At 40.6% G+C, this 15945-nt stretch carries 16 protein-coding genes and 1 tRNA gene; 2 read left to right on the top strand and 15 right to left on the bottom strand.

Translation table 11 applies throughout. The annotated features are described in order from the left end of the window. Positions 1–28 precede the first annotated feature (28 nt). The 7 genes from B2107_RS00185 to fucP are packed head-to-tail and all read right to left on the bottom strand — an operon-like array spanning position 29 to position 7179. Entirely contained in the window at positions 29–856 is an 828-nt protein-coding gene (locus B2107_RS00185; protein ID WP_293951975.1) for an amidohydrolase family protein, read from the bottom strand. Positions 857–880: 24 nt separating this feature from the next. Next, positions 881–1738, bottom strand: coding sequence for a fumarylacetoacetate hydrolase family protein (locus B2107_RS00180; protein ID WP_293951973.1), 858 nt, complete (start codon positions 1736–1738; stop codon positions 881–883). 40 nt (positions 1739–1778) lie between these two features. Beyond that, the gene (locus B2107_RS00175) at positions 1779–2543 is read right to left on the bottom strand and encodes an SDR family NAD(P)-dependent oxidoreductase (protein WP_293951971.1); all 765 of its coding nucleotides are present in this window, start codon (positions 2541–2543) and stop codon (positions 1779–1781) included. Between the two features lie 2 nt (positions 2544–2545). Beyond that, on the bottom strand, positions 2546–3859 hold the full coding sequence (locus B2107_RS00170) for an alpha-L-fucosidase (RefSeq protein WP_293951969.1): 1314 nt from the start codon (positions 3857–3859) through the stop codon (positions 2546–2548). A 50-nt stretch (positions 3860–3909) separates the two neighbouring features. Continuing rightward, a complete protein-coding gene (locus tag B2107_RS00165) occupies positions 3910–5571 on the bottom strand; it encodes a UxaA family hydrolase (protein ID WP_293951967.1) in 1662 nt (553 codons plus the stop codon). After that, on the bottom strand, positions 5571–5903 hold the full coding sequence (locus tag B2107_RS00160) for an L-rhamnose mutarotase (RefSeq protein ID WP_293951965.1): 333 nt from the start codon (positions 5901–5903) through the stop codon (positions 5571–5573). The genes B2107_RS00165 and B2107_RS00160 overlap by 1 nt, the downstream gene beginning before the upstream one ends. Before the next feature lie 10 nt (positions 5904–5913). Next, positions 5914–7179, bottom strand: a complete 1266-nt coding sequence (gene fucP, locus B2107_RS00155) for an L-fucose:H+ symporter permease (RefSeq protein WP_293951962.1) — start codon at positions 7177–7179, stop codon at positions 5914–5916. A gap of 143 nt (positions 7180–7322) precedes the next feature. Between fucP and B2107_RS00150 the strand changes: the two genes are divergently transcribed. Continuing rightward, positions 7323–8186 carry an AraC family transcriptional regulator gene (locus tag B2107_RS00150; protein WP_293951960.1) on the top strand — a complete coding sequence of 288 codons (864 nt, stop codon included), beginning with the start codon at positions 7323–7325 and terminating at the stop codon, positions 8184–8186. Here the strand turns inward: B2107_RS00150 and B2107_RS00145 are convergent. The 8 genes from B2107_RS00145 to B2107_RS00110 form a co-directional block, all read right to left on the bottom strand. After that, positions 8175–9146, bottom strand: coding sequence for an NAD(P)H-quinone oxidoreductase (locus B2107_RS00145; RefSeq protein WP_312378846.1), 972 nt, complete (start codon positions 9144–9146; stop codon positions 8175–8177). The two genes, B2107_RS00150 and B2107_RS00145, sit on opposite strands and share 12 nt — an antisense overlap. Next, entirely contained in the window at positions 9143–11815 is a 2673-nt protein-coding gene (locus tag B2107_RS00140; RefSeq protein ID WP_293951957.1) for a TonB-dependent receptor, read from the bottom strand. Before B2107_RS00140 ends, B2107_RS00145 begins: the two co-directional genes overlap by 4 nt. Before the next feature lie 224 nt (positions 11816–12039). Then, positions 12040–12567: a ferritin gene (locus B2107_RS00135; RefSeq protein WP_293951954.1), complete on the bottom strand. Its 528-nt coding sequence runs from the start codon at positions 12565–12567 to the stop codon at positions 12040–12042. A 325-nt stretch (positions 12568–12892) separates the two neighbouring features. Next, complete coding sequence (locus B2107_RS00130) at positions 12893–13267, bottom strand: DUF6686 family protein (protein ID WP_293951951.1); 375 nt, start codon at positions 13265–13267, stop codon at positions 12893–12895. Positions 13268–13444: 177 nt separating this feature from the next. Then, the gene (hpf, locus tag B2107_RS00125; protein WP_293951948.1) at positions 13445–13804 is read right to left on the bottom strand and encodes a ribosome hibernation-promoting factor, HPF/YfiA family; all 360 of its coding nucleotides are present in this window, start codon (positions 13802–13804) and stop codon (positions 13445–13447) included. A 14-nt stretch (positions 13805–13818) separates the two neighbouring features. Continuing rightward, positions 13819–14700, bottom strand: coding sequence for a tyrosine-type recombinase/integrase (locus B2107_RS00120; protein ID WP_293951945.1), 882 nt, complete (start codon positions 14698–14700; stop codon positions 13819–13821). Positions 14701–14800: 100 nt separating this feature from the next. Further along, positions 14801–14995: a 30S ribosomal protein S21 gene (gene rpsU, locus B2107_RS00115; RefSeq protein WP_209577848.1), complete on the bottom strand. Its 195-nt coding sequence runs from the start codon at positions 14993–14995 to the stop codon at positions 14801–14803. A gap of 91 nt (positions 14996–15086) precedes the next feature. After that, positions 15087–15719, bottom strand: coding sequence for an HAD family hydrolase (locus B2107_RS00110; RefSeq protein ID WP_293951942.1), 633 nt, complete (start codon positions 15717–15719; stop codon positions 15087–15089). Positions 15720–15808: 89 nt separating this feature from the next. On the opposite strand from B2107_RS00110, the gene B2107_RS00105 reads away from it, so the two are divergent. Further along, a tRNA-Ile gene (locus B2107_RS00105) sits at positions 15809–15882 on the top strand. The last annotated feature ends 63 nt before the right edge of the window (positions 15883–15945 follow it).

The following is a 15945-nucleotide window of genomic DNA, read 5'->3' as shown; positions in this document are numbered from 1 at the left end:
ACTGATAACATGCTGACGCTTTTATTTGTTAAAGATTATACACACGTATAGCGTTCTCCGCCCAAAAGGCATTCTTTTCTGCAGCTGTAAATTGCCCCAATTTATTTTCGACGATGGCAATACTCTCCTCATAAGATGCTGCTAGAAGGCATACGGGCCAATCTGATCCATACATGATACGTTTCTTTCCAAAACATAAAAATATGTGTTCCACGTATTGTTTGAAATCATCCAGCTTCCACCCCTCCCAATCGGCCTCTGTAGCTAGCCCCGAAACTTTGCATACGACATTCGGAAAAGCGGCAAGCGCATCAATAAATACGGCCCACTCATCAAATTCCTTTGATTTGATGGGCGGCTTTGCAATATGATCCAACACAAACTGGAGTTCGGGATTTTGTCGTACACAAGCCAGCGTTGAAGCGTAATGACGTGGGCGAATAAGCAGATCATACGTGTAACCATAGTCCGCCAAAGCTTTCAGCCCATTTAAGACTGCCGGACGGATAAGAAAATCGGGATCCGCTTCCCCTTCAACAATATGACGAAATCCTTTGATGACTGCAGTCGACTGATACGCTTCCAATTGTTGGCGGATATCTTGGGCCTGAAGATCGATCCAGCCCACAACCCCTTTTATAAAAGAGTAATCGCGGGCCAATTGAACCAAATAAGCAGTTTCCTCGTCAGATTCTTGCGCCTGAACAGCAATGCTTCCGCCAAATCCATTCCGCTCCAGCAGGAACTGAATATCTAAAGGGGTAAAATCACGTTTTATAACTTGCATTTCTTCTGTGATCCAACTATATCTAATCGGATCGAATTTCCAGAAATGCTGATGGGTATCTATACGCATAATGAAAAGAAAACTTGTGAGCAATTAGTTTTTTGAATAGGCGACAACTGTCTGACGGGATTCACCAAGACCATCAGCTCCTAATTCGATCACATCGCCAGGCTTCAAATAAATAGGCGGATTAAACCCTAGACCTACTCCTGCAGGTGTGCCTGTTGATATAACGTCGCCAGGCAACAGGGTCATAAATTGAGATACATACGATACAACATGTGCTACTGAAAAGATCAGATCTTTCGTATTTCCATCTTGATAGGTTTTTCCGTTTACCTTTAACCACAGACGTACGTTGTTGATATCTTTGATCTCCTCTTTTGTCGCCATAAAAGGTCCCATAGGTGCAAAAGTATCACATCCTTTTCCTTTATCCCATGTACCACCGCGTTCCAGCTGATATTCACGCTCAGAAACATCGTTGTGTAATACATAACCAGCGACATAGTCCAACGCTTCACCTTCTTCTACATACGATGCTTTCTTACCGATCACAATACAAAATTCCACTTCCCAATCGGTCTTTAACGAGTCTTTGGGAATCATTACCTCGTCATATGGACCAATCAACGATGTGGTCGATTTCAAGAAGATGATTGGTTCGGCCGGAATAGGAGCATTTGTTTCCTTGGCATGATCTAAATAATTTAATCCAATACAAACAATTTTGGATGGGCGGGCAAATGGTGCTCCTATACGTTCGCTTTGGGGAACTTCAATTAACTTACCATCATTTGCTTTTACAAATTCTTCTAAACGGGCTATACCATTCTCTGCAAAGAACTGTTCATCATAGTCACCGCCAAATGCGCTTACATCGTAATTTACGCCATCGATCTGAACACCGATCTTCTCTTTGCCTTGAGCTCCAAAACGTATTAATTTCATGTTTATAGTATTGAGATAATAGATATTTATTTTTAGCTTATTAATTATTCAATTTAATAAAACCACCATCAATCGGGTAGTCATTTCCGGTAATAAAGGCTGCATCATCGCTGCACAGAAAGAGCGCTAATTTTGCAATTTCCTCCGGTTGTGCCATACGGCCTATTGGCTGGCTTGCCGATAACTTTTCAAACATCTCGTCCTCTTTGCCCGGATAATTTTTTGCGATAAATCCATCCACAAACGGGGTATGCACGCGTGCAGGCGAAATGCTATTGCAACGGATCCCATAGGCCATATAATCCCGCGCAACAGACATCGACATCGCATGGATAGCGCCCTTACTCATCGAATAAGCAAAACGGTCCGTGATACCCACCCATGCAGCAATTGAAGCGAGATTAAGGATTGCTCCTGAACCTTGCGCTTTCATTATAGGTACAACAGCAGACAAGGCATGATAAGCACCTTTGACATTCACATTAAAAACACGGTCAAAATCTTCTGATTGACAATTTTCCAAATTACCCACATGAGCAATGCCAGCATTATTTACTAAAATATCAATTTTTCCGATATTTTGTGCTATAGAACTAATTTCTTGCTGATCAGTTACATTGCATCGGTGAAGGACAGCCTGTCCTCCTAAAGACACGATCTCGGTAACCACAGCCTCGCCCCCCTCTTCATTTAAATCCAAAATATGAACTTTTGCTCCTTCTGCAGCAAATTGCAAACTGATGGCACGGCCTATCCCACTCCCTCCCCCTGTAATAACAGCTACTTTTTGTTCTAACTTTCCCATTTTTACTTAATTGTTAATGTCAATACCAAATCTGCTTCATCTGTCGATGTTGGCAAATCCACGCGTAGACTATTGTTCTTATAATTAAACTTAATCTCTTTCTTTCCGATAAATGTGCTTACTTTTTTCACCTGATAAGGCAGGTTATTGATCAACAATTCCTTTTTATCCGTTTTAAACACATGTAGATACACCTGATTTCCTTTTTTTGTCAACGCATAATCCTCTGTTGGCGGCACCGCTCCCCCTTCTGTTCCATAGATTGTTTCACCATATACCGATAGCCATTTTCCAAGCTCTTTCAAACGCTCCTGCTGATAGTCCTGAATCTCACCATTGGGCATGGGACCTACATTGAGCAATAAATTGGAGCCATGACCAGCTGCCTTGACCAGGTATTTCAGTACTTCCTGAAATGATTTACGTGTCCGATCTTTCAGCTCAAATCCCCACGATCCAGCAATTGTTCCACAGACTTCCTTCGGTAACTTCCCAACATCACGTGCATTCGTGCCAAACCCAGTGGTATTCTCTCCAGGTAAATCGCGTTCGAACATCTGAAAATCTTCTCCTTCAAATGGAGCTAGATGATGATTGTTCCCGACCAAACATTGTGGCTGTAACGTATGAATCAGTTCATAGATCTCTTTGAAATGCCAATCTTCATTGGGCTTGTCCCAATGACCATCAAACCAGATTCCATCGATCGTGCCATAGTTGCTCAAAAGTTCGGTCAATTGGCTTTTCATAAACTGTATATAATGATTCCAGTCACCTTTTGTTGATTCCCGACCTGCAATACCGCCCCCCGTCTTACCCACAGGCAAATAATCATCCCGGTGCCAATCTAAAAGCGAATAATAGAACATCACTTTTATCCCTTCCGCGCGACAGGCTTCCACCAATTCTTTTACGATATCCCGTTTGAAAGGAGATTTCTTAACCACATTGTAGTCGGAAACCTGGCTATTCCACATCGAAAAGCCATCATGGTGTCTCGTGGTAAAGGTGATATACTTTGCTCCGGCCTGTTTAAACAACTTTGCCCATTCCTTTGCATCAAAAGAAATCGGATTAAAAAATTTAGGTAAGAGCGCATATTCATCCAAACTGATATTCTGATTATTCATGACCCACTCACCATCTCCCAGCACACTATATACCCCCCAATGGATAAATACTCCAAACCGGGATTGTGCGAACCATTCCCTATTTTTCAAATTTTCGGAACTCGGTTGATCATGTTGTTGGCTATAGCTCGCAGATAAAGATCCGATTAGCAAGGCCAAACAAAAGATTACATGCTTAAGTTTCATATGTAAATGATTAGTTGTCATTTGATTTCCAATAAACTCATGATATCCAACTACAAAGAAACACCTCGACGCCAAGGGATGAAATCATCTTGGCCCAACAGCACGGCCTTTGGTTGTATTCTACCAGAAGCAACTTCAATCACATAATCCAAAATGCGGTGTGCAGCTTCCTCAATAGTTTCTGTTCCCTCGATAATAGTTCCACAATTTAGATCCAATATATCCGGCATTTTCTCAAAAGTCTTTGTATTTGTCGAAAGCTTGACTACTGGAGCGATTGGGTTTCCTGTAGGCGTACCCAACCCTGTTGTAAAAAGGACGATATTGGCACCAGCTGCCACCTCTGCAGTGGTACTTTCTACATCGTTACCAGGAGTACATAATAGGTTTAATCCCGGGCGGTTAGCCAGTTCAGGATAATCAACCACCGCCATAACAGGCGATGTTCCTCCTTTTTTGGCAGCACCTGCAGATTTGATCGCGTCTGTAATCAAACCGTCACGAATATTGCCTGGCGAAGGATTCATATAGAAACCCGAACCATCAGCTTCGGCTTTTGCGTTGTATGTACGCATCAGCGACATAAAACGATCTGCTGTTGGCTCGTCAATACAACGATCACTCAACTCTTGTTCTACACCACATAACTCTGGAAACTCCGCCAAAATCACAGAGCCACCCAAGCTCACCAAAATATCCGACACAAAACCAAGCGCTGGATTGGCAGAGATGCCCGAGAACCCATCTGAGCCGCCACATTCCAAACCGATACACAATTTGTCCAGCGGAGCAGGTCTGCGTTCATTTTGATTGGCTTGCATCATCCCTGCAAAAGTTGCTTTGATGGCCTTTTGCATAAGCTCCCTTTCAGTTCCCTCTTTCTGCTGCTCGAAAACATATAAAGGCCGATCGAAACCGGGACTTCGTTTTTCAATTTCCGCCTTCAGAATAGAAGCCTGCGCATGCTGACATCCTAAACTCAACACAGTTGCCCCTGCCACATTTGGATGTGTGATATAACCAGCCAAAAGACCACATAACGCATCCGAATCCATACGCGTTCCACCGCATCCCATCTCATGATTTAAAAATTTGATTCCATCAACATTTTTGAACAGACGGTCGTGCTCGCCCGCACTCGAATTAGCCAGTAGCTCGTGGTTAAGAATGTCAGTAACGTCCGCACCAGACTTATAGCGCTCAATCAAATCTTCTACTTCAGAAACATAATTATTTGCTTTTACTTTATAGCCGAGTTTCTCCTCAAAGGCAGCCTTCAAGGTCAATACATTTCTATTTTCGCAAAAAACCAATGGAATAACCAACCAGTAATTGGCCGTTCCAACAGTCCCATTTGAACGGTGAAATCCATTGAACGTCTTATCTTTAAATGCAGAAACATCTGGTTTTGTCCAAGCTGTCTTACGGTTCCCCATTCTAAAATCTTCCGAAGCATGACGCAAGTTTTCAGTGGTAATGAGTTCACCTTCCGTTAAGGGTGTGTTCAATTTCCCAACCAGAACACCGTACATCAGTATCTCCGTATCTTGTTCCATGGGTTGAATGGTGAATTTATGTTTGGCAGCAACAGCTTGCTTTAATGTAAATTCCTTACCTTCAAAAAGAATCGTTGTTCCCGCAGCCAAGTCCTGTAATGCAACAAGGACATTATCCATTGGATGGATCTGTAAATAGCGTTGTATAGCCATCATTATACTAATTCAAATATTTTTGTCATCATTACCCATTTCTCTCCCGGCTGTGCCCCCGGAATAGCCGATTGATATTTCCACATCAGCTGTTCCCATTCCTGCACCTTTTCATTGGCAGCATCCATAGCAGATTTTTTCTCAAATGAAAAATCTTCGCCAACCTCCATGTTCATAAACAATCTATTTTCAAAACGATAGATCTCCATCTGCAGAATTCCTGCATCCAGTATCGAGCGTTTTATTTCGGGCCACACTTCACGGTGGTAATCCTCATATTCCTTGATCAATTGTGGATCGTCTACAAGATCCAGGGCCATGACATATCTTTTCATTACTAACTAATTAATGTGATTTAAGATTTTCCGTTTCCGCAATACTGACATTTCTATTTTGGAAAGCAAACAACAAGACAACAATAAAACAAACCAATGGCACAAAATATCCATATTGGAAATGTCCCGTTTTATCCGAGATAAAACCCAATATTGGAGGCAACAAAGCGCCACCAACAATAGACATGACGATCAAACTAGAGGCAGATTTGGTGTCGGCACCGATGCCTTGTACACCAAACGCGAATATCGTCGGAAACATAATGGACATAAAGAAAGCAATGCCAATCAAAGCATATAGGGTCTGAATACCTGATCCGAAGATGACAAATAGCGATAGCACAATCGCTATAGCGGAATAGATGACCAGGAGTTTGGATGCGGACACAAAACGCATAAAAAATGTACCGATAAACCGGCCCAGCATAAAAGCCAATCCAGCAAACCCAGCATAATCGGCACCATCTTTACCCGATATGCCGGCAGCTTCTGTTGCATATAATACCAGGAAGCTTAAAATACAAACTTGCGCTCCGACGTAGAAAAACTGAGCCACCACCGCCCAACGCACATTTTTATGACGCAGTGCATGGAAAAAACCGGCTCTACCTTCTTCCTCCGCATCTTTGATATCAGGCAATTTGGTAAAGAAAAACAAGGCAGTGATCAATAAAATCAATATCCCCAGTACCACATAGGGCAATTTTACAGCAGCTGTTTCCGACTGAATATACGCCATCTTTGCTTGTTCAGCCATTTGCGCAAGTTCCGCCTGTGATTTGGGTTCATGTGATAAAATAAATTTGCCACCAAAAATCGGAGCCACAAAGGCTGCTAATCCATTAAAGGACTGGGCAAAATTAAGCCGTTGTGCCGATGAAGCCGGATCCCCCAAGATAGCAACGTAAGGATTGGCAGCGGTTTCCAGAATGGTAAGACCACAGGCAACAACGAATAGGGCACCCAAAAAGAAAACATAACTGATCGTGTTGGCAGCAGGTACAAAAAGAAAACAGCCAATCGCGAAAAAGATCAATCCGATCAAAATACCAGCTTTATAGCCATATCGTTTCATAATAATACCTGCAGGAATGGCCATCACAAAATAAGCAATGAAGACGGCAGAATCGACCAATGACGCTTGGAAGTGCGTCAAACTAAACGCATTCCTCAAATGCGGAATTAAGATTGGATCTAGGTTATGAATAAATCCCCAAAAAAAGAATAAGGATGTCACCAAAATCAAGGCAAATGTGTAACTCTTTTTATTCGTCATATCTTTCAAATGGTTATAAGTAGTTATTTATGTAAAATAAGTTTAAAAATGCTAGACAACATTCAAGTATATTATCAAATTATTAAGCTATATTACCATAACCGAACTCAAATTGGTAACTTTACAGCATATATTTCACAATTATGAAAGCACAGCTGCTTCATTTAAATAGTAACCCTGAGCATTCATTCAATGCCAGAAGAGACAATACCCCGCAATACCACAACCTTTGGCATTATCACGAAGAACTGGAATTGATTTATTTTGCTAAAGGCTCGGGTACTCAATTTATTGGAGACAGCGTTAGGCGTTTTGAATCGGGCGACATCACACTGGTGGGTTCCAATTTACCTCATTATTGGCTGTTTGATGCCATTTATCTGCAAAAGGAAAAAGCTGAACACGCAGATATCCGCGTACTTCATTTTAAAGAGAACTTCTGGGGGAATGATTTTATCAGTTTACCTGAAAATAAAGCCCTCAAAGAGCTTTTTCGCGTATCCAAAAGAGGCATTTCCTTAGCAACGCACAGCCGATTAAAAACCATGCAATTAATTGATGCTATTTTGACAACAACAGGCACGCCACGCATTATTCATTTACTGGAAATCTTAGCGTGCATTTCGGAAGAAGAAAAACATGACTTATTAACCAGCGCCAATTTTACCATCCAATTGCAAGATCAGGATGCCAACCGTATGCAGGTTGCAATGCAATTTATAGGTGAAAATTACCGCGACCAAATACGGCTGCAGGACCTTGCTTCGCTAACGGGTATGACACCAAATTCATTCTGTCGCTTTTTCAAGTCACAGACCGGAAAAACACTCTTTCAGTTTTTAATCGAAATGCGCGTGAAGACAGCCTGCAATTTATTGATAGAAAACAAACAGACGGTAAAGCAAATCTGTTTTGAAGCCGGTTTTCAAAACTTCTCCAGCTTTCACAAGTACTTCAAAAACGTAACCGGTACTACTCCCCTCAACTTTCAGCGATCAAAAGCTTAAAACAATCTTACCCAATACACTTGAGTCTTCCATCAGCCGATGAGCCTCGGGAGCCTCAGCAAAAGGAAGCACCTGGTATATCGTGGGTTTAAAATGTCCAGTATTGAGCTTGGGCCATACCTGAGACCAGATCTCGTCACGTAATATTTGCTTAAATTCGCGGTCTCGGGAACGTAGTGTACTCCCTGTTAAAAGGATGCGTTTTTGCATCAATTGGAGCAAATTCAATTCAACTTTTGCGTTTTCCATCGCATTAATATACACCAGTCGGCCATCGGGATTCAAGAGGCGGATATTTTTCTCAAAATAGGAACCACCAATGCTGTCTAAAATAACATCCACGCCTACAGCCTTGAGCTGCTGCTCGAAATCTTCTGTTTTATAATTTATAGTTTTGACGGCTCCCAATGATTCGCAAAAAGTAGCTTTCTCGGGCGAGCTGACTGTCGAATATACTTCCGCACCAAACAATGATGCGAGCTGAATTGCTGTACTACCAATCCCACCAGCGCCGCCATGTACCAAAAAGTGCTCACCTGTCTGTAATTTCCCCCGTCGGAAAACATTGTCCCATACCGTAAAAACGGTTTCTGGAAGTGAGGCTGCCTCGGCAAAATCCAGATGATCTGGGATAGGCAAACAATGACCCTGATAGACTTTGGCATAGGTGGCATAACCTCCGCCCCCTACGAGTGCACAGACGCGATCGCCGACATTCCAGTCCGTAACATCCTTCCCTTTCGCAACGACAACACCGGCGATCTCCAAGCCAGGTATCCGAGGATCTACTCCGGCTGGTGCAGGATAACTCCCTTTACGTTGGAATACATCAGGTTTATTGACTCCTGCAGCTTTTACTTCCACTAAAACTTCGTATTGTCCGGGCTGCGGCATTTCCGCATCGCTAACTTGCAAAACTTCCGGTCCACCGGGTGCAGTAATAATAACAGCTTTCATCATGATTTTTTAGGATATTTTTGTAATCTTATATTAAGGGAAAGCATAAAGTAACGCGCCAGTCGATTATTACGTACATCTAAAATGTCATTTCCTAAGACGACGCGCGAAATTCCTGTATTCTGGTTCATCAAATCGAATCCCTGAAAACGCAGCATACCGCGGTTATTGCGACCAAACGTATATTCCATATAGGCATTGATTATCGTTGGGCTAATATTGCTCCAAGAGCTTGAATATCCTGCGTTAAACTTTTGGGAAAGCTCAAGCCCCATCGTAAAATGTGTACCCAAATACGCCTTAGATCCCAGGCCAACAATACCCGAATGCACGGTGATATTGTCTTGAACAGGCCAATCAAATGTCGCCCTGTTCAAGGAATAGTTACCATTTAATTCGGCTTCGAATATATCACTCCACGTATAGCGAAATTGAATCGCTTGAGTAACCAAAAGATGGCCACCAAAGCTCTTTTTATCGTTTACATACGAGATATTGTTATAATAATCTGCATTTCCATTCAGGCTCATCTGCAGATTATCGGACAACAACGAGGCGGTAAACAGATAATAGCTCTTAACATCGTAATATCCTTCGGTATTGCGATAGGTCGTTTTTTGTATAGTCGAATTGGGATCAATTGTGCGGTTGGCAACAATCTTATCATTCACCAGATTAAGAGCAAGACTAGCTTCCAAGTACTGACCACGGCGTGTAATTGATTTCCGGTATTTTGAAACAAAGCTATGTGCAAATTCCGATTTTAGATCTTTATTTCCGACGACAATATTTTGTGTGTTGGTATTGTCCACCACAGGTTGTATTTGATAGAAACTAGGTTGATTATTACGACCATAATAATCCATCGAAAGGTCTTCCTCTTTGCTGAATTTCCATTTCAATCCTGCGGATGGCACAAGGTTCACATTGGAATAGGAAGTTTTTATCAGCTTGTCTGTAGAACTTCCTGTCAGTTCCGAAGGTTGCACAGCAAAGCCGAAACTCACTTTCACTTTGTCACTCAGATCCTGCCGATACACCATGCCGACTTTATTGCTTGCAAAAGCATAGTCGTACTTCAAACTCAGCGAATCCACCAAGATAGGCCCATTGTCAAAGTTGTTGTCAAAAGTGGAACGTCTAGCATCAATCTTTGTATAGTCAAAATCGTAATTGATTTCCAAAGTCCCTCCTAAATCAACGGGTTCGACGAGGGATAAGCGACTTTGGATATTTTTATTTTCACTGCTGGATCGGACGCCTTGGTTTAGATACGTCTCTGTTATTCTGGGCAAGTTTGAGCTACTATCGATTGCTTTATTAAAGTCGCGGACTTCCTCATCTTTATCCAAAGAATTAAAGTCGGTATGCAAGGTGTAAAGCACTTTGCGTCCCGGTTTGGTAAAACTTCTGACATAAAAAAGATCTAAAGCTGCTGCCGGACTTTCCGTACTACTGCCCGCATCATAGTTACCCGTACTACTCAATAAATTATTCTGTATCTTCCTATCTTTCCACGTATGGCTGGTAGCATTGGTATATGACACTTTCGGCGATATTTTAAGCTGATCTTTGGGAGACAGCTTGATATCAAAATCCCAGTCCATTTTATGAGTACGATCAATCGATTTTATGCTGTATTCTTCAGAATTGCTGATCAAATTGTTAACCCCTTTCCCATATCCATATATGGACTGCAATAATGAATTTCCCTGGATGTAATTATTCCGCTGTGTAAAAGAATATTTACCACTGGCGGTCACGTTTTTAGAAAGCGGACTAGAAAAACTGCCTCCCACAGATCCGATTTTATTCAGTCCATCTGTAGGGTCTGCAAAGTCGGCAAGTTCGCCCATTTCCCGCTCCCGCTCTCCACCATTGGGGGAACCGAAAGAAAAGAGGTTTGTATTGGTATTGTTTACTGATGTGATAATAGAATATTCCCTTCCATCATTAAAGCGGTTCAGTCCAGCACTGCCCAAATAACGATCGGCCGAACCACCGCCTAATGTGACCTGTCCAAAAGTAATTTTCTTCTTATCATCTTTAAGGACGATATTCAGAATCTTTTCAGATTCAGCACTTTTAATTCCTTTCGCTGTAGCCTCATCCCCATAAAAATCGATCACCTGAACACTTTTCACAAAATCTGCCGGTAGATTGCGTGTAGCTGTAAGTACATCGCCGCCAAAGAATTTTTTTCCATCGACTTTAACGGAGGATATAGGTTTGCCAAAGGCATAAACAGAACCATCCCTTGAAACCTGTACATTTGGCAACGCCTTGAGAGCTTCCTCCAACAGTGCGCGGTGATCGAATTGGAAGGCATCCAAATTGAATTGAACAGTATCCTGCTTATAGACAATAGGCTTATATTTCAGTACAACAACCTCTTTGAGCAAAGACACATGGGGAAACATCGTTAGCTTTCCCACATCCAATGTCGCTGTTGTACTATTGTACAGGGGATAGCTACGCTCCAATATACTCAGGCCCAACTGACTACAACTAATACGAATATCATTACCTTGCACACGGCTGAAATGAAAATACCCTGTGGCGGACGTTGAAGAGAACAAGGTATCGCGAGAGCTTGTCAGATGAACACTCACACCATTTAACGGCTTTCCTGCTGTATCTACAACAATACCATACACCTCTTTTTTTGACACTTGCCCTAAGGCGTTTTTAGGTAAAAAAAACAAGTTCGTTATAGCTAAAAAAAGTACTAACCGGATAATATTCCCGTCCCTTAGTTCCATCAAACAGACTTTGCGATAATACAATTCAATATAAGAATTCTTAAGCTATTAACGTAAAAAGTTGTGATTTTGTATATAAAAAAACGAGCTGTCGGATAAACAGCTCGTTTTTTTATGCCTATTTTTTAAAATGACTATTCCCCCGGAAAACTAACTTTAAGAAGGTGTTTGTCAATTTCCCAACGGCCAGTACCGTCTTCACCGATTACATCGAATAATTCAAGAATGCGTCTTGCTACATACTCTTCTTCGACCTGCTCTTCCAAGAACCATTGAACAAAATTAAAGGTAACATAATCTTTTTCTTTCGCACATCTATCAGCGATGTTATTGAATTGTTCAGTGACAAACATTTCCTGTTCCAAAGTTTGTTCAAACACGCCGCGGAACGACTCAAAATCTTGAGGAATACCGACCACCTCCGGAGAAATTGCACGTCCACCACGATTGTTGATATAATTGAAAAGCTTCAACATGTGTTCACGCTCTTCGTTGGATTGCTTCGCAAAAAATTCTGAAGCGTTTTCCAAACCTTGATCATCACACCAAGATGACATAGCCAAATACAATGCCGAAGAGTGAGCTTCAACTTTAATTTGCGCATTCAATATATTTTCGATCTCTTCTTTCAAAGAAGATTTTAATTTCAATAAATCTTTCATATTTACCTTAAGTTTAAATTCTAAAACATGCACAGGTGAAACACATCCTCACCTGATTGTAAGACAAAGATACAGCAGAACTTTAAAATTTGTATCAAGAATATGTAATACGAATTCAGTCTAAATTAGGCTATGCGAGCACAACTTGTTTAGAATCAATACAATTACAAATACAGCTCATCAATACTTTCGATAAGCGATCAATTAAAACGATTGGAGAGATTATTGCTGAAAATAGTGTATACCAACAAAAGAGAGGGACAGCAGTATAGACTGCTTATTTAAAATAAAGATTAGGCTTAATACGATTCCTCTGATGTATCGACTACGCAAAAACTGCAAATGGCGAAACCTGGAGACACGTTCTAATTACGCTATTCAGCTCAATCATAAATTTAGCTCCGTCTAATAATTCACGTAACTGAAGTACATCTTCGACAGCTAGGATGAAACATCTTTCCGTACGGAAGGGCATGATGATTTCAAAATCCGAAGACCGGGTAGTGTCATGAAGCATATGTTCGACATCAATGGCGTCTATACGTTTTTTGAATAGTAAAAAATCAGATACCGAGAAAGAAGTAGTCTCCTTGTTATATTCCAACCAAAAACAATTTTTGCGGCTACATTGATAGACTTTACCTGCCTTAGTTGAAAAAACTTCCTCTACCTGTGCTAACGAACAAACCAATTCTGACATTTTTACTTCGCTTATCATTTAAATCGATCAAAAATAAATATTATTTATAATCAATCCAAGTAAAACTGTAGATTATTTTGATTTAATATAAATAAGCCTTTTTCATCATTCATTATGCATAAAAAAAGAGGCCAGTGATACTGACCTCTTACATGAATAACTTTATTTTAATCGTTTTCAATCGTACTCTTCTTCCTCTTCTTCCTCTACCACAAGAACGTCATTACGATTATTGATCACGGTATTTTTTGTTTTTGTTTTATGCTTATTTATCTGCCTACGAAGCGATTCGACAGCAATATCTGTTGCCTCTTCAAAACTTTTTGCCTGCCCTTTTGCAAAAAGTTGACTTCCTGGGATATTCAATTTAATTTCCGAAATTTTGTTTGCCTCATCATCGACATTTTCCAATCGCAGATAGCATTCGCCACCAATAATGGAATCCAAAAACTGCTCCAATTTTCCTGTTTTCTTTTTAATAAAATCGATTAGCTTTTGATCAGCAGTAAATCGAATGGATTGCACAGTAATGTTCATTTTTCCTCCTTTTTTTAAGCTTTTGGATGAGCTTGTTTATAAATTGACTTCAATCGTTCTGCTGAGTTATGCGTGTATACTTGTGTTGCCGCAAGTCCTGCATGCCCCAGCAGCTCTTTAATTGCATTTAAATCTGCCCCATTGTCCAATAGGGCCGTTGCGAACGTATGCCTCAAAATATGAGGACTTCGTTTACCTTGTGTGGAAATCAGTGTCAGCTGCCGATGTACGATATCGTAAATCAGCTTTGCGTATGCCGGCTTCCCCTCTTTAGTAACGATCAGTAAGCTATTATTAGTATCAACAAATTGCGTCGCTTTTTGTTGTAAATAGTTTTTCAATTCTTTCAATAAAAGATTATTGATCGGAACTAGGCGTTCTTTGTTCCTTTTACCTAATATAAGAATGTTTTTATTAAAAAAATCAATGTCCTCTTCTTTAATTTTCAACAATTCCGATAATCGGATACCTGTACCAAACAATAATTCCATCACCATATAATCACGAGAGGATTCAAATCCATCCTGCTCCTGCTCCATCTGATCCAATAAGCGCACCAATTTTTCCTTTTCGACAACTACCGGTAATTTTTTAGGAGTTTTTAACACTTTAATAAGTGTCATGGGATTTTTGGGGATACATTCCTCACGTTGTAAAAATTTAAAATATGTGCGCAATGCAGACATGCTTCTGTTTACGGAGCTGGCATTCTTCCCAGATTCCACCATTTGCGCAAAATAATGCCGCAAATCACGATACAAGATATCCTGCACCGTCAGTCCTTCCCGACCCAAAAAAGAATGAAACAGATCCAGCTCATGCTTATACGCGACAACTGTATGTTCTGAATACCTTTTCTCAATTTGCAAAAACCGAATAAACTCCTTTTCCAACATTTTTCCCTTGCTATATGCCTTAAATTACGAACTTAAAAGCACAAAAAAAAGGGAAAAGCAATGCTTTTCCCTTTATATTTTAAAATTATCAACGAATCAACTAGTTAGCTAGATCTTGATTCAAAGATTGTTTGTAAATCGCTTTTTTCACTTGAATGCGACGAGTTACAGATCTCTTTTCGTAAGCTTGACGTGAACGCAACTCTCTTAAAACTCCAGTTTTTTCGAATTTCTTTTTGAAACGTTTCAATGCTCTATCTAAAGATTCTCCTTCTTTTACATTTACGATAATCATGCGTTATATATACCTCCTTTCGCCGCTTTTAAATTTAAAGTGGGACAAAGGTAAGCTATTTATTTCTAAAAAGGGAAACAAAATTGTTTTTTTATAACAACTTGAATTCTTCCAGTAAAATTTGCAGCGGTTTCTCTTTGGTACATAATGCCGTACGCCATCCCAATTGATTAGCTGTGGCTAGGTGCTGCGGACTATCATCGATAAATAAAGTCTCTGCTGGGTCCAGTTGTTGTTCTTGCATAACCAACTCAAAAATCTCCGCATCAGGTTTACGCATTCCTACCAAATGAGAGTAATAGGTCTTCTCAAAAAACCCTTCGTTGTCTGCAACGCCATATTTCTGCTGGATATCATTCATACAATAGGCATAGTGAATAGCATTGTTATTGCTTAATAAGAAGGTTCGATATCGTTCTTTCAACTGGATTAAAATTTCATGATTACCTTGTGGCACACCAATCAGCAGGCTATTCCAGGCAGCGTCTATCTCGTCGTCTGTCAATGCCGAATTTTGGGTCAATTCTCTTATTCCATCCCGAAATTGAGCCGGATCAATTTTTCCTTTATCAAAATTATCAAAAAGTGCACTTTGACCATGATGTCCAAATACAGCATCTACATTCCCTATACCTAACTGAGTAAAAGCACCTTTCAATTTCACAAAGTCGATCATAAAGATCACATTGCCATAATCAAGAACAATATTTTTAATTTTTTCCATCGAATTATTTTGAAATATCGATACAAATATCGATAATTGCATCGTCAAAAGTGCACAACAGCTGCTTAAATTGACAAAATTACAGACCTGCTCCTATAGCTCAGTCGGTTAGAGTAGAAGACTCATAATCTTTTGGTCCCTGGTTCGAGCCCAGGTGGGAGCACAAAGCAAAAAAGCGGATTTTCTAGCTAGAAAATCCGCTTTTTTCTTTCGCATCCCGCTCGCC

Origin of the sequence: Sphingobacterium sp. UBA7855 (genome assembly GCA_002500745.1) — a bacterium.
Lineage (GTDB): Bacteria > Bacteroidota > Bacteroidia > Sphingobacteriales > Sphingobacteriaceae > Sphingobacterium.
The sequence above is the reverse complement of the archived record's forward strand: the minus strand, read 5'-3'. Positions and strand labels throughout refer to the sequence as shown.